This window comes from Pseudomonas sp. MF08831 (assembly GCF_059862645.1).
Genome location: NZ_JCBCUX010000002.1, coordinates 232,839 through 251,331 on the forward strand (window position 1 = coordinate 232,839; position 18,493 = coordinate 251,331).

Annotated in this window: 17 protein-coding genes; 1 reads left to right on the forward strand and 16 read right to left on the reverse strand. The window is 61.6% G+C overall.

The window, feature by feature from the left end; genetic code table 11:
• Positions 1 to 18: 18 nt before the first annotated feature.
• From AC19YS_RS04430 to AC19YS_RS04470, 9 genes are all read right to left on the reverse strand, one after another.
• Entirely contained in the window at positions 19 to 903 is an 885-nt protein-coding gene (locus AC19YS_RS04430; RefSeq protein ID WP_106577590.1) for a glycosyltransferase, read from the reverse strand.
• A complete protein-coding gene (locus tag AC19YS_RS04435) occupies positions 900 to 2,054 on the reverse strand; it encodes a glycosyltransferase family 4 protein (RefSeq protein WP_106577589.1) in 1,155 nt (384 codons plus the stop codon). The genes AC19YS_RS04430 and AC19YS_RS04435 overlap by 4 nt, the downstream gene beginning before the upstream one ends.
• Positions 2,051 to 2,935 carry a DUF6625 family protein gene (locus AC19YS_RS04440; RefSeq protein ID WP_500601027.1) on the reverse strand — a complete coding sequence of 295 codons (885 nt, stop codon included), beginning with the start codon at positions 2,933 to 2,935 and terminating at the stop codon, positions 2,051 to 2,053. The genes AC19YS_RS04435 and AC19YS_RS04440 overlap by 4 nt, the downstream gene beginning before the upstream one ends.
• A gap of 58 nt (positions 2,936 to 2,993) precedes the next feature.
• On the reverse strand, positions 2,994 to 4,409 hold the full coding sequence (locus AC19YS_RS04445; protein WP_500601029.1) for a PIG-L family deacetylase: 1,416 nt from the start codon (positions 4,407 to 4,409) through the stop codon (positions 2,994 to 2,996).
• A complete protein-coding gene (locus tag AC19YS_RS04450; protein ID WP_106577586.1) occupies positions 4,406 to 5,302 on the reverse strand; it encodes an antimicrobial resistance protein Mig-14 in 897 nt (298 codons plus the stop codon). Before AC19YS_RS04450 ends, AC19YS_RS04445 begins: the two co-directional genes overlap by 4 nt.
• Complete coding sequence (locus tag AC19YS_RS04455) at positions 5,302 to 6,432, reverse strand: glycosyltransferase (protein WP_200624015.1); 1,131 nt, start codon at positions 6,430 to 6,432, stop codon at positions 5,302 to 5,304. Before AC19YS_RS04455 ends, AC19YS_RS04450 begins: the two co-directional genes overlap by 1 nt.
• Positions 6,416 to 8,173 (reverse strand): carbamoyltransferase family protein, encoded by a 1,758-nt coding sequence (locus AC19YS_RS04460; protein WP_119737974.1) that lies wholly within the window; start codon positions 8,171 to 8,173, stop codon positions 6,416 to 6,418. The genes AC19YS_RS04455 and AC19YS_RS04460 overlap by 17 nt, the downstream gene beginning before the upstream one ends.
• Before the next feature lie 152 nt (positions 8,174 to 8,325).
• On the reverse strand, positions 8,326 to 8,682 hold the full coding sequence (locus tag AC19YS_RS04465) for a YceK/YidQ family lipoprotein (protein ID WP_214247493.1): 357 nt from the start codon (positions 8,680 to 8,682) through the stop codon (positions 8,326 to 8,328).
• 42 nt (positions 8,683 to 8,724) lie between these two features.
• Positions 8,725 to 9,054: a YceK/YidQ family lipoprotein gene (locus AC19YS_RS04470; RefSeq protein WP_119737978.1), complete on the reverse strand. Its 330-nt coding sequence runs from the start codon at positions 9,052 to 9,054 to the stop codon at positions 8,725 to 8,727.
• A gap of 179 nt (positions 9,055 to 9,233) precedes the next feature.
• Between AC19YS_RS04470 and AC19YS_RS04475 the strand changes: the two genes are divergently transcribed.
• Entirely contained in the window at positions 9,234 to 11,318 is a 2,085-nt protein-coding gene (locus AC19YS_RS04475) for a TonB-dependent receptor family protein (RefSeq protein ID WP_500601031.1), read from the forward strand.
• Between the two features lie 100 nt (positions 11,319 to 11,418).
• Here the strand turns inward: AC19YS_RS04475 and AC19YS_RS04480 are convergent, their stop codons facing one another.
• From AC19YS_RS04480 to waaF, 7 genes are read right to left on the reverse strand one after another with little or no spacing between them, the layout of a single operon-like run.
• Positions 11,419 to 12,870 carry a lipopolysaccharide kinase InaA family protein gene (locus AC19YS_RS04480; protein ID WP_500601033.1) on the reverse strand — a complete coding sequence of 484 codons (1,452 nt, stop codon included), beginning with the start codon at positions 12,868 to 12,870 and terminating at the stop codon, positions 11,419 to 11,421.
• The gene (locus AC19YS_RS04485; protein ID WP_500601034.1) at positions 12,870 to 13,622 is read right to left on the reverse strand and encodes a lipopolysaccharide kinase InaA family protein; all 753 of its coding nucleotides are present in this window, start codon (positions 13,620 to 13,622) and stop codon (positions 12,870 to 12,872) included. Before AC19YS_RS04485 ends, AC19YS_RS04480 begins: the two co-directional genes overlap by 1 nt.
• The gene (locus AC19YS_RS04490; protein WP_119737986.1) at positions 13,619 to 14,353 is read right to left on the reverse strand and encodes a lipopolysaccharide kinase InaA family protein; all 735 of its coding nucleotides are present in this window, start codon (positions 14,351 to 14,353) and stop codon (positions 13,619 to 13,621) included. The genes AC19YS_RS04485 and AC19YS_RS04490 overlap by 4 nt, the downstream gene beginning before the upstream one ends.
• Positions 14,353 to 15,159, reverse strand: a complete 807-nt coding sequence (gene rfaP, locus AC19YS_RS04495; protein WP_106577577.1) for a lipopolysaccharide core heptose(I) kinase RfaP — start codon at positions 15,157 to 15,159, stop codon at positions 14,353 to 14,355. The genes AC19YS_RS04490 and rfaP overlap by 1 nt, the downstream gene beginning before the upstream one ends.
• Positions 15,156 to 16,280, reverse strand: coding sequence for a glycosyltransferase family 4 protein (locus AC19YS_RS04500; protein WP_500601036.1), 1,125 nt, complete (start codon positions 16,278 to 16,280; stop codon positions 15,156 to 15,158). The genes rfaP and AC19YS_RS04500 overlap by 4 nt, the downstream gene beginning before the upstream one ends.
• Complete coding sequence (waaC, locus tag AC19YS_RS04505) at positions 16,280 to 17,341, reverse strand: lipopolysaccharide heptosyltransferase I (protein ID WP_106577575.1); 1,062 nt, start codon at positions 17,339 to 17,341, stop codon at positions 16,280 to 16,282. The genes AC19YS_RS04500 and waaC overlap by 1 nt, the downstream gene beginning before the upstream one ends.
• A gap of 1 nt (position 17,342) precedes the next feature.
• On the reverse strand, positions 17,343 to 18,377 hold the full coding sequence (gene waaF, locus AC19YS_RS04510; protein WP_106577574.1) for a lipopolysaccharide heptosyltransferase II: 1,035 nt from the start codon (positions 18,375 to 18,377) through the stop codon (positions 17,343 to 17,345).
• Positions 18,378 to 18,493: the final 116 nt, after the last annotated feature.

The window sequence follows — 18,493 nt, forward strand, 5'->3', positions numbered from 1 at the left end:
GGGGCGCACACTGGCGTGTCAGTCTTTTTCCAGCGGCGAAAAATACAGCCGCGCCAAACCCCGCCAGGTTTTCTTGTTCCAGGCCCGAAACGGGATCTGCGCCAACAACTCTCGCGCCAACGCGCGATTGCGGTTGGAGGTCTTGAGGAACATGGAGCTGAGAAACTTGTAACGCACCTCGTCATAGAGCGGGTGGTCACTGAACAACGCGTAAGAGCGCAGGATATTGTCGATCATGAATCGGTGGTTCTTGTACGAGTTGGTGGCGTGCTTGCGGTAGCGGGCCATGACCACGTTCAGGCCATCGATGAAGTACCCGGCATGGGTAATCTTCAACTCGATCAACAAGTCTTCCAGGCGAATCTCGGGGTCAAACCCACCGACCTTTTCCAGCGCCTCACGCCGAATCATCAGCGTGGGTGCCGGCGGATAGGGTTTGCGCTCCAGGAACATGTCGTCGAAGTCCAGGCGCCGAAACGGCACGTCGCGGCGCTGGCGCTTCTCCGGAAGCAGTTCGCCTCGCGAATCGATCAGCTCGATGTTACCCGCACAGATACCCACTTCCGGCTTGCCGTCCATGTAAGCCACCTGAATCGCAATGCGCTCTGGCTTCATGATGTCGTCGGAGCCAAACGGCACGATCAGCGGGCCTTGAGAGCGTGCAATAGCGCCATTGAGCGTATTCGTCAGGCCTTGATTCTGCTGGACGCGAAAGTCGAAGGTGTGGCGCTCCTGCAGGCGGCGGATGCGCTCGACACTGTCGTCTGTCGAGCCGTCATCAATCACCAGCAGTTCGATGTTGGGGTAGGTCTGGTTCAGCACACTGAGGATGCTTTCCTCGATGTACGGGCCGTGGTTGTACGAGGCAATGATCACCGTGACCAAGGGCTGACTTGGGTTCATACATTGTTCCTGCGTGCTTGGGCCAACCCGGATTCGATCAACTCCAGGTATTGCTGGCGGAACACCTCAATGTCATGTTGCGCCTGAAGGTATTGGTAAGCCTGCTCGCCCTTTTGCGCGAGCGCTTCATCGGACAGCGCCAGATACGTGTCCAGCGCCTGGGTCAATGCGGGCACGTTGGCCGGCTCCACCGCCAGGCCACCGGCGCCTTCAATCAGTGGCAGCATGGCCGGCACACTGGAGGCGATCACCGGCAGGCGACCGCTCATGCCTTCGAGCAGCGCCAGGCCCAAGCCTTCTGCCAGCGAGGGCATGGCCCAGATATCGAAAGCGCGCACGTACTGCAGGGCGTTTTCCTTGAAGCCCAGCAAGTGCACCCGCCCATCAAGGCCAAGGCTCTGGATCTGCGCGGCCAGGTTGGCCTGCTCACGCCCCGCGCCAATGATGGCGAGTTGCGCCGCAGGGTATTTATCCTTGAGCGCTGCAAACGCCTGCAGCAAATAGGTGTGCCCCTTGACCGGAACCAGACGGCCCAGGGCGCCGATCAACCGCACCGAAGGGTCGATGCCCAGTAACTCACGCGCGCGTTCGCGCGAATGCTGCAAGCCTTCGGCCTGCTCGATGTCGATGGCGTTGGTAATCGCGTAGGTATTGCTGTCGGTAAACCCGCACTTGCAGTCCAGCAAGTACTGTTTGACCGCCGGCGAAACCCCGACAAACCGCCAATGCTCGTCGATCCAGCGCTGCGCCTGTTTACGGCGGTAGAGACGGTCATACTCGCCAAAGCCGTGGGAGATCCCGATACACAGTGGAATCTTCAACCAGCGGTTCAGTTGCAACATCATGTTGACCGGCTTGAAGCGGTTGCACACCACCACGTCAAACTGTTCCTTGCGACAGAACTTATACATCTGCCACATGGCGCGCAGCCTCAAGCCCTTGAGCGCCTTGTCGGAGAAATCGAAGTAGACCGACGTTGCCGCCCGGCTGACCGGGTCCGCGGGCCCGGGTCGGCCACGCAAAAACGCGGCGGTGACTTCATAGCGGTCCGCAGGCAATGCCTTGACGATCTGTTCGGCCAGGTCGGCAAAATCATGGGATTTAACATTGTAGTCAGGCTGCAATTGCAGGACCTTGAAACGCCGACTCATAACTCTCCTCGATGGAAACCTGTGGCATCAACGACCCACGACGGTTCAGCCGCCAGCGCCTCGACGTACTCGCTGTCGGGCTCCGGTAACCGTGGCCACTGATTACGCTTCCAGCAGACAAAATGGAAATAGGGAAATTCGCGCTCGCCATCCCTGTCATTGGTCAGGCGACCGTTATTCCAGAACCACTGATGCGGGAAGCGATCACTGCCGTCGTGCCATTTGATCACACCGCCCGGCGTACTGAACGCCTCGGTGAACTCACTGCGGCGGCGCCAGGAATTGAGCTTGCCGACCAACTCGAACAACGGTTTCGGAAAATTCTTGCGCCACAGGAAAATCCTGCTGAACGCGCCTTCATCCAGCGCATGATGCGCCTGATCAGTGAAACGCGCCTCCCAATCCTTGATCTGCATGAACACCTGGCGCTTTCTGGCCGTGTTGCGCATCAGGCACAAATGGCCGGCGACCCGTCGTTCGTGGGTCGAAAACAAATCATAGCCAGCCAGTCGATCGGGCGTGAAATAGCGACGCAGATTGCCGTAAACAAGGTCCAGGTCGCCAAACGCCCAGAAGTCATAACTTTGGAGGCGATCAGCATGGATATGCCCCAGCGCAGGCTTGATGTCACACAACTTGTAAGCCGCTTGCGGGGCAAACGGGATGTTCAACCGTTGCGAAACCAACGCGCAGTAATCGGCGAAGGTAATGCTTTCAATCCTGACGTTGTCCGGCACGTTGCTCGGTATCGGGCAGTCGCTGAATAACAGCCAGTCAATATCGGCATTGTGTCGGCAGCTTTCGAGAAAAAACGGCATCCAGAATGGCCAGCGGCCAAAGTAAGGAATGAGGAAGAGGATGCGGGGGCACTGATTGATCAAAACGGACTCACTGTCATTTTTTGCGGGAGCGCACTGCGCCCCTCCACGTTACGTAACCTTACTTGTGCTTGATGAACCAAAAAAGTTCATGTCGCCTTACAGCCTTGCGGTAAAACTCATTTTCCCCCCAGGGTGAAATGGCCCTTGCGGCCAGCAACCGTTGAATCGCACGCCGCACGCGCCGCTTGAACGGCATCCTGGGCTGCAAGTCATGCATCATGCCCAGCGACATGGCCTTGTCACGCTGTTGTTCGGCAGACACCGGCACGCAAAAAGGCTGCAAGGTGATGGTCGAATCAAAACAGGGCGGCAACGCGATGCCGTTGCCCGAATCGCCCATCGGCCAGCGGTCGTTGTCATGCAGGTGATTGGCATAGCCGAGCAGCGTGGTCGGCTGCCACTCCAGCCCTTGCAGGGCTTGCAGCACGGCGTGCTGTGCGCAGACATGGTCAGGGTGCGGGTCGAGCACCGGATGCGGCAGCACGATAACGTCAGGACGCGCCATCAGCAGCACCGCGCGCAGATCTGCCAGCAGATTGTTCCAGGTCGGCCGGCCATCGGCATCCGCAGGCAAGGGGAGCGGGTTGAATTGGCGAAACACGCGAATGTCGCTCAACTCGGCTTCTCGTGACGCCACCGCGCGATCAGGCTCGGCCCTCATCGCCGCCAGCTGCAGGCAGAAGTACCCCAGCTGCACGCAGTTTTCCTGCGGCACACCCGCCCAACGCGGTACGGCGACACTGTCCCAGGCGCGCAACCGGCCCTTGAGGCGTGCAGCCTCGGGCTTGCCCAGGCCCATCTGTTGATAATGCTCGGCTTCGATTTCGCCGGCCGTCAACGTCACGATCCAGGGCTGCGCCGCCTGACTGTACAGGCCAAAGGCGGCAAGCTCGGCATCATCGGCATGGGGCGCAATCACCATCACCCGCTGCTGACGCACGTCGGGCTGGCGAAATACCGACAACACCGGCGTGCCTTGCACACGGCAGAACCGGCCGCTCAGGCGCAGTTGCCCAGCGAGCAGCGCTTGCGCCTGGCCGGTGAGGTTCAAGTAGCGCAAGCCGTTGACGCCGCGCTCGAACACCTGCCGATCGCCCTGTGGCAAGGCGATAAACGGATCAATAAAGCGCCCCAGCAAGCCGCTCTTGAGCCGCAGCGCAAGGATCAGCGTCTCGTCGCCCGACAGCTCCAGCGCCTGCTCCAGCAGCAATCGGCCGTTATCCAGAACAACCTTGGGTTGCTCGGTCTCGGCCGCAAAGGCGTACTGATAGTCGTCGCCGGGCGAGTAAAACAGATGATCGGCAAACCAGGCTTCATGGGCCACCCAGGCCAGAATTGCCAGCAGCAGCGGCAGCCACCAGGCCACCGCCACGCCGACGCCGATCAACACCAGCAAACCGACCAGCAGCGCCGTACGCTTGTTGCGGCGATGGCGTTTGAGCAGGGCTTGCTTGCGGCTGGGAGAATCACTCATACCTTGAACACCGGCACCGGGTTGCACCAACGGTCTTTATACTCGCGGTCTGCCCGGCCAAACGAAAATCGCAGCGGCTTGCCGGCTTCCCGCGCCTGTTCCCAGGCACTTTGCGTGTTGAGGAAACTCAGCACGCTGCCGGGGCTGAACTCACGCGTCTGAGGGTCTACGCCGCCATTGACGTACTCGACGCTGACCCACTCTGGCGCTTCAACGCGGTAAACCAGCTGAATCGCGATCGGCGCATCGTTGAGGAAAATCACCGAACCGATCAGCCATTCACGCAGCAGTTCGATCACCTGCGCCATGCGCTCGGCGCCGGTGGCGGGAAAGCCCCAGCGGCGTTGGAACAAATCACAGTAAATTGCCGCCAGCTCGGCACTGGTGAACGTCTGGACCGCACGCACAACACCGCCCGCCTCTTCCAGCAGACGCAACTCGCGGCGCTGGTTATAGCGAAATTTCTTCGAGAGTTCTTCCGGGGTACGCGCCATGGCCAACTGCTCGGTCTGCAGCTTGATGCCGGCAAAACGGCCTTCATTCAGCGCCGACAGGTAGCGCGCGCGATGACGCAAAGGGGCTTGAGCATCGGCGGCGGCCGGCAGAATCAACTCGGCATTGCCCAGGTCGAACAAGCCCTTCTTGCCTTTGCGCTTGAGCACATCCTTGGATAACGCCAAGTCCTGGCCCCAGGTCGCAATACAGGCCTTGAGTTCGCCGCCGTGTTCCCACGCCAGGTAGCGCACAGGAATCTCGGCCAGCCCGGCAAGACGCTCAACCACCTGCGGATGGGTGGCAACACTGCCACCATAACGCTGCCAGGCGTCGCTGTAGGTGGACGCGTCAACGACGGACCAGCCACGCTCGCGCCAGCCTTGGAATCGATTGAGCATCACGCCCTCGCGGTCAGTTCAGTAACGTGCGGCAGCTGCCAGAAGGCAGCGCGAACCGCCTGGTCCGAGAACTGCTCGTGCAAGCGCTCCAGCATCATCTGGGCGCATTGCGCGTGCTGCTGACGATCCATTGCCGCCAGGTGCCGAAGCCCCTGACCCAAGTGTTCGGCATCGCCGAAGGGAAACAGGATCCCCACGCCTTCGACCACTTCCCGGGCGCCACCACACGCTGTTGCCAACAGCGGCACGCCGGCGGCCATCGCCTCCAGCAGTACCATGCCGAAAGGCTCGTGATCGGAACTCAGGGCAAAGGCGTCGAAGGCTCGGAAGTAACGGCGCGCATCCGGCACCTGGCCAAGGAACAGCACCTGCTCGGCAATCCCAAGCTCACGGGCCAAGGCCTTGAGGTCTTTCTCCAAGCGGCCGGTGCCGAGGATGGCCAGACGACTTTGTGCCGGCAAATGCGGCAGCGCCAGGGCAAACCCTTTGAGCAAGGTCGCCTGGTCCTTGTCCGGGTGCAGGCGGCCAACGTTGCCGACCACCCACTCATCCGGCGACAGCCCCAACGCATCACGCGCCGCTTCGGCCGGAACCTGCAGGGCCTGCATGGCGTCGACGTCGATGCGGTTGTACAGCGTTTGAATCCGCGCTGCCGGCCAGGCCGGCAAGCAACGGCGTATGTCGTCACGCACCGCATCGGACACACCAAGCAGGCTCAAACGCTTGCGGAAAATCGACGCAAACAGCTTGCGGCTGCGGCGCTGATAATCACCAAAAGCGTGATGCACACCGATCACCGGCAAGCGCGTGCCGAGCAAGGCGATATAGATCGGCTTGAACCGGTGAGCAATGCAGAAACTGAAATTGCGTGACGCCGCGATCTTGCGCAGCTCACCGATGGCGCCCAGCTTCAGGCCACGAATGGCCTTGGAGCTGAATTCCATGAACAACACTTCATCAGAGGCACAACCGGCCGCCACATCGGGGTCGGCGACCCCGGTGAGAAACACCGTGGTCACCTTGTAGCCCGAGCCTGCAAACAGGCTGGCGTACTGCCGCGCGCAATCGAGGAACGGCCCGTCATAGCCGTGGCAGAACTGCAGGACGTGGCGATCAGCCGACCGAGTCATAAGGGTCCACGCCGTCTTTGACGACCAGGATGTCTTCCATGATCAGGTACTGCAGGTCGGAGCCGAAGAACATGTTCAGCGCGTCGGTCGGCGAGCAGATCATTGCTTCGCCGCGACGGTTGAGCGAGGTGTTCAGGGACACGCCGTTGCCGGTCAGTACTTCCAGCTCTTTCATCATGTCGTAGTAACGCGGGTTGTATTCGCGCTTGAGCACCTGGGCACGGGAAGTGCCGTCTTCGTGCACCACTTCCGGCACACGGGTTTTCCATTCTTCCGACACTTCAAAGGTGAAGGTCATGAACGGCGCCGGGTGATCGACCTTGATCATCTGTGGCGCAACGGTGTCGAGCATCGACGGGCAGAAAGGCCTCCAGCGCTCGCGGAACTTGATCTGGTGGTTGATGCGATCCGCCACGCCGGTGGCGCTTGGGCAACCAATGATCGAACGACCGCCCAACGCGCGCGGGCCAAACTCCATGCGGCCCTGGAACCAGGCCACCGGGTTACCGTCGACCATGATCTTGGCGATGCGCTTGGGCATGTTCTCGATCTTGCGCCACACCGGTTTGCTTGCGTGCTTGGCGCACGCGGCGATCACGTCTTCGTTGCTGTAGGACGGGCCGAGGTAGACGTGTTCCATCTTCTCGACCGGTACACCACGGGCGTGGGACACGTAGGCGGCGGCACCCACCGCGGTGCCGGCATCGCCGGACGCCGGCTGCACGAACAGCTCCTTGACGTCATCGCGGGCAATGATCTTCTGGTTCAGCTTGACGTTCAGCGCGCAGCCGCCGGCGAAGGCCAGCTTGCCGGTGTCTTTGAGGATGTCGCCCAGGTAGTGGTCGATCATCTGCAGGGCCAGCTTCTCGAACAGCGCTTGCATGCTGGCCGCGTAGTGGATGTACGGCTCGTCGGCGATATCGCCTTCGCGCTTGGGACCCAGCCACTCGATCAGTTTTGGCGAGAAGTAGAACCCCTTGCCCTTCTCTTTGTAGCGACGCAGGCCGATGACGTTGGCGTAGTCGGTGTTGATCACCAGCTCGCCGTTCTCAAACGAGGCCAGACGCGAGAAATCGTACTTGCTGGCATCGCCATACGGCGCCATGCCCATGACCTTGAACTCGCCGTCGAGCATCTCGAAACCGAGGAACTCGGTGATCGCGCCATACAGGCCGCCGAGGGAGTCCGGATCGTAGAATTCCTTGATCTTGTGGATCTTGCCGTTTTCGCCGTAGCCGAAGAAGGTGGTGGCGTACTCGCCCTTGCCGTCGATCCCGAGAATCGCGGTTTTCTCCTGGAAGCCGGAGCAGTGGTAAGCGCTGGAGGCGTGGGCCAGGTGGTGTTCAACCGGTTCGATCTTGATTTTCTTCGGATCGAAGCCCAGTTGCTCCAGGCACCAGACGATCTTGTTGCGGTAGCGCTTGTAGCGACGGTTGCCCATCAGGATCGCGTCAAGGGCGCGGTCCGGGGCGTACCAGTAACGCTTGGCATAGTGCCAGCGCGCCTCGCCGAACAGGCTGATCGGGGCGAACGGAATCGCCACCACGTCAACGTCGGAAGGCTTGATACCGGCTTGTTCCAGGCAGAACTTCGCCGATTCGTAGGGCATGCGGTTCTTTGCATGTTTGTCGCGTACGAAGCGCTCTTCTTCGGCGGCCGCGATCAGCTTGCCGTCGATATACAAGGCTGCGGAAGGATCATGGCTAAGGGCGCCGGACAGGCCAAGAATCGTCAATGCCACAGGGGTCTAGCCTCTTTTAGTCTGCATGCAGGCGGGTTGCGCCTGAAAAAAGTGTGCCTCTCGCCTGGACGAGAAACAGCTAAAGGGCGGGATTATAGCGTAAACACGCCACGTGATGATCTAGGGAATGTGGCGACCGGTTGTCACTGCGCCTAGCGGTAGATCTCAATGCTGCCGTCCTTGTTCTGGCGGTAGATCGTGTAGGGCAGCACCAGCGTGTCCATTACACCGGAGGCAATCGCCTCAATGGCAATGACCGGGAACGCATTGCTTTCGCGCGGTGGAAAGGTTGGGTTGTTGATGCCTTTTTCAGGCTGGGGCTCGCTGTTCAAGTAACAAAACCCGTAGATCACGCCGCTGTAGATACGCGGCACGCTTTCGCAGTGGCTGTGCGCATCCTTGAGGCTCTGGCTGGCCACAGCGTCCGGGCGAAACACGGTATTGATGGTGCCGCAGCCGGTGAGCAGTGCGAGCGTCAGCATCCATGGAAGGGTGAAACCACGATTCATAGACAACTCCATTTGTCATGGCCAGCTTATGCACAGCCTCGCTCAAGAACCGCCAGGGCGCCAATAGACGCTGATGTTGCCGTCGTTTGCCTGGCGATAAATCGTGTAGGGCAACACAACGGTATCGGCAACGCCGGACGCTGCAATGTCCAGCAGCACGAAGGGTATCAGTATGCCGGTCGGATCGGGAGCCGCGTGCAGCGCGCAGAAATCAAAGGCCACGCCACTGTAAACGCGGGGTATGGACTGGCAGTACGTTTTGATAAGCCGCAGCTCACGCGCGGTGTCGCCGTCTTTGCGGATGACGCTGTTGACGGTCCCACAACCGCCCACCAGCAGTGCGGCAATACCCATTGCAGCCGTGATTTTCATTGTGTTTGTCCTGTGATCGCCAACGGCCGGCCACGCTATCAGCGAAAGGTCGGATCCCCCACCCAAGCGCATCGCCAAATTGCGTGCGAAAAATCCGAAATGGCAAAAACTCAGCATTTCACTAAACTCGCGCCCTTTTGCGCGTTTATGTCTTATGCGCCACGGATTCGGGCTGCCCCATGAAAACCCTTGCTCGCCTCACCCTATTGCTGCCAAGCCTGTTCACCTTGTGCGACACCGCCCGGGCTGAAGACGCAGCGCTGGTCCTCGACCCCAGCGTGGTAACCGGTTCACGCAGCGCCAGCCCAACGTTCGACCTTCCGTATTCGGTCGACAGCATCAGCCGTGAGCAGATCAGCGAGGGCCAACTCGGCATCAATGCCTCCGAAGCCCTGTCCCGCGTGCCTGGCCTGGTGGTGCAGAACCGTCAGAACTACGCGCAGGACCTGCAGATCTCCTCACGCGGCTTCGGTGCGCGCTCGGCGTTTGGCGTGCGCGGCATCAAGCTGATCGCCGACGGCATCCCCGCCAGCACTCCGGATGGCCAGGGCCAGGCCGCCACGTTCAACCTCGACACCGCCGAACGCATCGAAGTGCTGCGCGGCCCGGCCGCCACGCTGTATGGCAGCAATGCCGGCGGCGTGATCCAGATGTTCTCGCGCGATGGCGAAGGCCCGCCGCGCATCGGCGCCGAAACGCTGGTGGGCAGTGACGGCCTGAACAAGAACCACCTGACGGCCGAAGGCGCGGCGAATGGCGCCGGTTTTGTACTCGACGCCTCGCGCATGGACACCGACGGCTACCGCGACCACAGCAGTGCCCGTCGTGACCAGACCTTTGCCAAGCTGAATGTCCAACCCGATGACGACAGCAAACTGGCACTGATCTACAGCAGCCTGGAGCAAAACGGCACGCAAGACCCGCTGGGCCAGACCTGGGCCGCGTACAAGGCGGACCCGCGCTCGGTAGCACCGGCCGCGCTGCAGTACAACACGCGAAAAAGCATCGATCATCAGCAATTGGGCCTGAATTACGAGCGCTATATCGGTGATGCCACGCTGCAGGTGAATGCGTATACAGGGCGGCGCAGTGTGATTCAGTACCTGTCGATTCCCGGCGGAACGGCGTCAGACAAACGCGGCGGCGTGGTGAACTTCGACCGCACATTCTACGGCGGCTCCGTCCACTGGCTGCAGCCGATCACCAGCGTTCCCGGCGACCTGACCCTGATCACCGGCCTCGACTACGACCGCAGCCAGGATGATCGCCAAGGCTACTCCAACACCCTCAACGGCGTGCACGGCGTCAAAGGCGCGCTGGGCCGCGATGAAATCGACACCGCCACCAGCCTCGACCCGTTCGTGCAGGCCAACTGGCTGCTGGGCGACTGGACCCTGCAAGCCGGCCTGCGTCACAGCACCATGAAGATGGACGTGGACGACCACTTCCTCAGCGACGGCAACGACAGCGGCAACAAGACCTACCAGAAGAACACCCCGTCAGTGAGCGTGATGTATGCGTTCACGCCGGACCTGCATGGCTATGTGAGCGCAGGCAGAGGGTTTGAAACCCCGACCCAGGCGGAGTCGGCGTATTCCAGCAGCTCGAACGGCTTCAATTTCGCGCTCAAGCCGTCGGTCAGCAAGCAGTATGAAATGGGGCTCAAGGCCCGGATTGGCCAGGACACACGCGTGAATGCTGCGGTGTTCCAGATCACCACCGATGACGAACTGGTCGTGCAGCAATCCAGCGGCGGTCGCACCACCTACCAGAACGCCGGTCGCACCTTGCGCCGTGGTTTCGAACTGGGCCTGGAAAGCCAATTGACCGAACAGTGGAGCACCCACCTCGCCTACACCCGCCTGCAAGCCACCTATGACAGCGACTTCGTCAGCGGCGCCAGCACGGCGGTCGACAAAGGCAACTACCTGCCCGGCGTCCCCCAGACCACGCTCTTCGCCGAGCTGAACTGGAAACCACGCGACTGGGTCAGCACGGCCCTCGAAGGCATGTACCGCAGCAAAGTCTACGTGGAAGACACCAACCAGCAACGCGCCGCGCCGGCCTACAGCGTGTTCAACTGGCGTGCGCGCTTCGAGCAGAAGGTCGAGCACTGGACCTTCCACCAGACCCTGCGCCTGGATAACTTGCTGGATCGCCAGTACGTGGGTTCGGTGATCGTCGGGGACGGCAACTTCCGCTATTACGAAGCGGCGCCGGGAAGGTCGTGGTACGCGGGGGCGGGGGCTGAATATCAGTTTTGATCAGCCAGCGCGGCGGCTGGGCGCCCGTCATCGCGGGCCAGCCCGCTCCCACATTAACCTGTAGGAGCGGGCTTGCCCGCGCTAGAGCTGAAGGCCCGTCTTAACCGGCGGCGCCGATCGCTTTGGGCAAACGCTGATCGATCAGCTGGTACAGCGCGCTGCTCTCGGGCCAGTTGCGCATAAACCGCGCGCGGTCCTTGGCATAAGCCGGCGCGAAGCTGGCGAGTGAACTGTGCTGACACATGGCGTCCAGGTCGATCAAGGCCCAGCGGTCTGCATGCCAGAACAGGTTATGGCCTTTGAAGTCACCATGACTGATGCGCTCACGAATCAGCTCGGCAAACAGATGATCCAGCGCCAGCAGCTCATTTTCTGGCGCATCACCGCGCTCAACGTACGGCGCAAAACGCTCGATGATGTCCGGCCCCGGCAAGTATTCAGTCACCAGGTACGCCCGGCTGCGCAGCCACAAAAACCGCTTCTCCAGCACCGCCAGCGGCTTGGGCGTAGCAATCCCCAGAAACGCCAGACGGTTGCCTTCGCGCCACGAATGCCAGGCGCGACTCGGGCGCCAGAAGCGCTTGAGCCAATGGGCAAAACCCTTGATGTTGTAGCGCTTGATCACCAGCGGCCGACCGCCCACCTCGACCTTGCCCACGCTGGCGGCCCCGCCGGTTTTGTACAGGTGGCCCTGATCCAGCAATGCATCGGCCTGCTCCAGCACCGGCAGCAAGGCGGCCTCTTCCTCACGGCGAATGGCGCGCAAGGCAAAGGCGCCACGCACGACACTGAACAGCGTGCAGTCGCGGCCAACCTTGTTCAAAAAGTCCTTCAAGCGCCAGGCGCTGACCTTGCGCACCTGCTTTTCGAGCGCTTCCAGCGGCACGGCGTGCTCGCCATTGCTCAGCAGGTAATAGACCAATAATTCTTCGGTAAAGGGTTCGAGGTTTTTCGGCAACTGCGCAAAAAACACCCCGAGGTTTTCCAGTACCCGGTTGCGCGACAGCGGCTTGCCTGCGGCTTCGACACGAATGCCGGCGCCGTCAATCAGGTACAGCTTGCCGTCCTGACGCAGCAGGTTGTCCAGGTGCAGGTCTTCCTGCCACAGCCCTTTGGCATGCATGTGGGCAATCGCCCCCAGCGCCTCGGCGAGCACGGCTGTTTGTTCGTCCGCCAGCGGCGGCAAGCCTTCAACTGCTTGCCAGGCATCGGCGAGGCTCTGGGCGCCTTCAATGAAGTCGAACAGCAGCCAGCCGCCCTCGCCTTCCTGCAAGCCATCGGCCAACAGCTGCGGCGTGGTCAGGCCTTGCTGGGCGAGCAAGCGTACGCCGCTGAGCTCGCGCTGAAAATGCCGTGCCGCCTTGCTGCCCACCAATAACTTGGCCAGCACCGTACGCCCGCGCCAGACGCCGGCGCCCACATAACGCTCGCCCGGCAACACACGCAGCAGACTGAGCAGTTGCAACTGCCCCGGGCCGGCGGCATCTGCCAGTTCGATGGTCAGCGGCAGGCTGGGCGTGCGGCCGGCTTTTTTCAGCTCGGACAAACGCATCAGCGGTTCTCCTTGTGGCTGCGACGCGCCGTCAGCCGCTCAAACCAGGCACCCACCTTTGCGCTGTTTTCAGGCTCTGCCAGGTAGGCCGCCAGCAACTGCCGCACCTGCGCGTCCGTCCACTGCGGCGCGCGGCGCAGCAGCGGCTCCAGGTCTTTGACCCGGTCACGCTGGCCGAACAACAGCGGGCGGGTTTTCTCCAGGTCGATCAGCTGCGCGGCGTAACCGTCGCCCAGGGTCTGCAGAAAAATATGCTTGGGATAAAAACAGCCATGTACCTGGCCTACGCTGTGCAGATGACGGGCCAATTGACCGCAGGCCAGCAGAATCGCGCGGTGCTGGGCGTCAGTCAGTTGCGACCACTGCTCCAACAACGAATCCAGGTCGTTCCAACCGTCCAGGGCACGGGTCAGCAACATCGCGCGGTGCTCGCCGTTGACCTTGCGCTCACCGAAAAAAGCGGCCTGCAACGCCGGAATACCGAGTTTCTGATAACGGCTGATATTGCGAAATTCGCGCGCAAAGGTGGGCTCGCCAAACGGCTTGTGCAACGTGCGTGTCCGGTAGTTGCTCTGGCGCTTGAGGTAGTAACCCTGCCCTTCAAGCTCCAGGCGAAACACGCTGCTCCAGCCACCCTTGCTGGTATTGGGCTCATCCACCGCGTCCAGTTGCCTGGCCCACAGGGCGTCAAAGGTTGCCAGACCGTGGCGCTCCAGCAAAGCGCGGTCTTCGGCCGCCAGGAAATCACTCATTCGCGTCCCTCGAAAAACTTCACCACGTGGCGAATTCGCTGTTTGTCTGACGCCGTCAGGTGCGTGCGTTGGCGGTATTGCATGTAGAAGCGCAGGCGCTGCGTGGCCGACAAGTGATACTTGGCGACCTTGTCCAGGCAGGCCAGGTCCTTGGTAATTCGGTACTTGAGCCAGAAACCGCGCCAGAAATCACCGTTGGGGCAATCGATGAGGTACAGGGTCTGCTGGTCGTCGACCAGCAGGTTGCGCCACTTCAAATCGTTATGGGTGAAGCGGTGCTCATGCATGGTGCGCGTGTATTCGGCGAGCTGGCGACTGATCACGCTGACCCAGTTGGGGTCTTTCAAGCGCGGATCTTTGCGATCAGCCAGCACCGACAAGTCTTCAGTCTTGGGCAATTCGCGGGTGATCATCGCGCCCCGCGCGTAGGCCAGGCCTTTGCGTTCCAGCCCCCAGGCCACCACGTCGGCGGTGGGAATGCCCCACTTGGCAAAACGCTTGAGGTTCTGCCATTCGGACTTCACCCGAGGTTTGCCCAAGTAGCGGCGCAGCCCCTTGCCGGCACCGACGTAGCGCTTGACGTAGTAATTGATCCCGCCGCGCGCCACTCGAATCACTTCCGACAATGGGTCGCGGGTCAGGCGCTCGCCTTGCAGGGCGAAGACCGCTTCAAGGCTGCCGAAATCATCCGCCAGGGCGGCGTAAGCAGGTTCCAGGTTCCAACCCGCCATCAGAGCGCATCCCCGTAGCGTTGTTTACGTGCATACAGCTTGTCGGCCTTGGTTTGCAGCCACTGCAACAAAGCATTTTCTTCAGCGAGGATCTGGCGCAACGGCTGCTGGAAGTAGCCTTTGAGGAAGCGCAGCTTGTCACGACGCGTCAAGCCAATGTCCAGCGCCGAGAAGTACAACGCGGCCAGGTCTTTGTCGCGCCAGCGATGACTGATTTTGTCGCGGGTCTGGGCGCGGTGCAGGTCGATCACCGACAACTTGAAGGTGTCAGCCGTCACCGGCGTATCGGTGTGCAACAGGAAGTGGCAGATGTAGCAATCGCGATGGTTGACCCCACCGCGATGCATCATGCCGGTCATGCGCGCCACTTCGGCGATCAGCGCGTGCTTGAGGCGCGGCGCGGGCGGCTGCTTGAGCCAGTCGATGCTGAAATCTTCCAGGCTGACAGTCGGCGCCAGTTCTTCAGTGATGATGAACGAGTGCTGGTCAGCCGGGTTGCTGCCGCGCTCGCCGTACGCCACCGCGGTCATGGTCGGCACGCCGATCTCCTGCAAGCGCTGGATGGCCTGCCACTCCTGGCCCGCACCGAGCACCGGCAGCTTGGCGGTGACCAGATTCTTGACGATCTCGCCCCAGCCGATGCCACGGTGGATTTTCACGAAATAGCCACGCCCATCCACCTCGGTGCGCAAGGTGCGCCGGGCTTCAAGTTCGCGGTACACCTCGCCTTCCAGCCGCTCGACTTCGGCGAAGGCATCACGCCCGGCCCAGAGGGTCTTGAACGGTTCGGCAAGCATCAACTTCATCGTTTTGGCTCCGCCAGAATCACATCCGCCGCGTGCTGCGGCATGCTGTAGAGGTCGGCCGTCTCGGCGTACGCCAACCCATTGCGGCCCCAGGCCGCACGCTGTGCAGTGTCGGTAAGCATGCGTGTCAGGTAGTGGTTGAGCTGCGTTTGATCGAACGGCTCGTCCAGCACCAACCCACTGTCGGCCTCGCTGATATAATGGGCGTAACCACACACCGCCGAGACCAGCACCGGCAACCCAGCCACCAGGGCTTCGAGCAACACGGTGCCGGTGTTTTCGTTGTACGCCGGGTGGATCAACAGGTCGGCGCCCAGCAGGAAACGCGGAATATCGCTGCGCCCTTTGAGGAACTGCACGTTATCGCCCAGCCCCAACGTAGCACTCTGCAATTGGAATACTTTGGGGTCGTCCTGGCCAATTACAAACAGACGCGTGCGTTTTTTCAGTTCCGCCGGTAAGGCGGCCAGGGCCTTGAGGCTGCGATCAACCCCCTTGGTCTTGAAGCCCGAACCGATTTGCACCAGCAGCAAGTCGTCGTCGGCGAGCTTGAATTCCTGGCGGAAACCTTCGCGGATTTCGGCGGCATTCGGCGGCGCGCGGCGGTCCTGGGCGATGCCCGGCGGCAGCAGGTGGAAACGTTCCAGCGGGGTGTCGTAATGCTTGATGAACAGCGGTTGCTGCACTTCAGAGATCATCAGGATTTCAGTCTTGGCGTCCTTGGCGAACACCGCGCGCTCGTACTCGGCAAAGTGGCGGTAACGGCCAAAGCTTTTGTACAGCGAGTGGCGCAGGTTTTGCGCCTTGTCTTCAAAGCAGCCATCGGCGGCGTAGTACACGTCCAGGCCGGGCATTTTGTTGAAGCCGATCAGACGGTCCACCGGGCGTTCGGCCAGGTCGGCTTCCATCCAGGCGCTGAGCTTTTCATTGCGCCGATGGTTGAAGAACGCCTTGACCGGCGCCACCAGCACTTCGAAGCCCGGCGGAATGTCGCCTTCCCAGATCAGCGTGTAGACACGAATCTGATGGCCGCGCTGCTGGCACTCCAGGGCGATGCGCATGAAGTCGCGCTGCAGGCCACCGAAGGGGAAATATTTGTACAGAACAAAAGCCAGTTGCATCAGTGCAGCTCCTCAGCCAGTAACAACGTGCTCAGTCGGCTTGCCACACGCTCAGGGTTCAGGCGCGTGAAGCACAGGGGCGACTCGCGCTTGATGTCGAACCGACGCAGGTCGTCGGCCGTTGGTTGATAGGTACAGTGTTTTTGCAGGCACGGCGCGCACGGGAAGTCGCTGGCCAGGTGAATCTGGCCCTTGCCATAGGCGCCGGTCAGGCCGGGGTTGGTGGGGCCGAACAGGGAAATGGTCGGCACATCCAACGCAGCGGCCAGATGGCCAAGGCCAGTGTCCACCGCCACGCAGGCACGGGCGCCGGCCAGCACGCGGGCCACGCCGGCCAGGTTGAGCTTGGGCAGCACTTCGGCGTTTTGCAGGCCATGGGCCAGGCGCTCGGCACGGGCTTTTTCGTCGGCATTGCCCCACGGCAACTTCACGTCCACGCCCAGGCGGCCCATGCGCTCGGCCAGCTCGCGCCAATAGGCTTCGGGCCAGTGCTTGGTGTCCCAGGTGGTGCCGTGCAGCAGCAGCACAAAAGGTTTTTTCGGCGGCAGGCCGAGCAGCTTGTCGGTGCTCAGGCCGTAGTCGCCCAACCCCTTGGGCAGGTCGTAGCCCAGCGCAACGGCGAACAGCTGGCGCAAACGCTCTACCGCATGCTGCCCACGGGCCACGGCCAGCCGGCGCGAGTAGAAACGCGCAGCGATGGGTTCGCGTGCAGAATGCTTGTCGAAACCCGCTACCGGAGCGCGCACGTAGCGCGTCAGCCAGGCACTTTTCAGCAGGCCTTGGGCGTCAATCACCAAGTCATATTTGGTCGACTGAACACGCTGCTTGAACCGTCGCCACTCGCCGCTCTTGATGGTTTGCCAGATGTTTTTGCGCCAGCGACGAATCGCCACCGGAATCACCTGGTCCACCGCCGGGTGCCAGGTGGGGATCTCGGCAAAGCCTTCTTCCACCACCCAGTCAAAGCGAATGCCGGGGATCGCCCGCGCCGCGTCGGTCAGTGCCGGCAAGGCGTGGATCACGTCGCCCAGGGATGAGGTCTTGACTACCAGTACTCGCAAACTAACGGACCTCGACCACAGAGCCTTGCAACCGCTGCAACGCGTCGCTGACCGGTTGCGGCAGCAGTTGGCGAAGGCAATTGTAGTGGCCGAAACGGCAGGTACGCTCAAAACACGGGCTGCAATCCAGGCCCAGGCGCACCACTTCGACCTTGTCGGCCAACGGCGGTGTGAAGCCAGGCGAGGTCGAGCCGTACACCGCCACCAGTGGGCGATTCAACGCGGCAGCCACGTGCATCAGGCCGGAGTCGTTGGACACCACCGAGTCGGCGCAGGACAGCAGGTCGATGGCTTCGGCCAGTGACGTGTCGCCGCTGAGGTTCACTGCTTCTTCGCGCAGCCCAGGGATCAGGCGCTGGCGGATGTCCTCGCCCACCGAGTGATCGTTTTTCGAACCGAACAACCACACCTGCCAGCCTTCGCGAATCTTCATCTCGGCGACTTTGGCGTAATGCTCCGACGGCCAGCGCTTGGACTCGCCAAACTCCGCGCCTGGGCACAGCGCCAGCACCGGACGGTCGAGCATCAGGCCGAACTTGGCCAGGGCCGCGTCACGGGTCACCGGGTCGATCTGCAAGCTGGGGCGCGGGTACGGCGTCGGCAGGTCGGCACCTGGCTCGTAGGCCAGGGCCATGAAGCGCTCGATCATCAGCGGGTAGCGTGCTTTGTCGAGGGTGCGCACATCGTTGAGCAAGACGTAGCGAAACTCGCCGCGCCAGCCGGTGCGTTTAGGGATGCCGGCGAAATACGGCACCAGCGCCGACTTGAGCGAGTTGGGCAACAGGATCGCCTGGTCGTACTGGCCGACCATGGATTTGCCGATGCGCCGGCGCGTCGCCAATTCGAGGGCACCGTGGCCGAGCGGGAAGCTCAAGGCCTTGCGCACCTGGGGCATGCGCTCGAGGATCGGCCGGCTCCACTCGGGGGCGAGCACGTCGATTTGGCAGTCGGGATGACGCTGTTTCAGGCACTGGAACAGTGTCTGCGCCATCACCATGTCACCGACCCAACTGGGCCCAACGATCAGAATATTCATGTAGTTTCCACAAACGATGCGGGGAGGCTTATGCCTCCCCGCATCGATAATTATCCCAGGTTGCGGTAGCCACGGAACCGCTTTGTGTGAGAGCGGGCTTGCTCGCGAAAGCATCA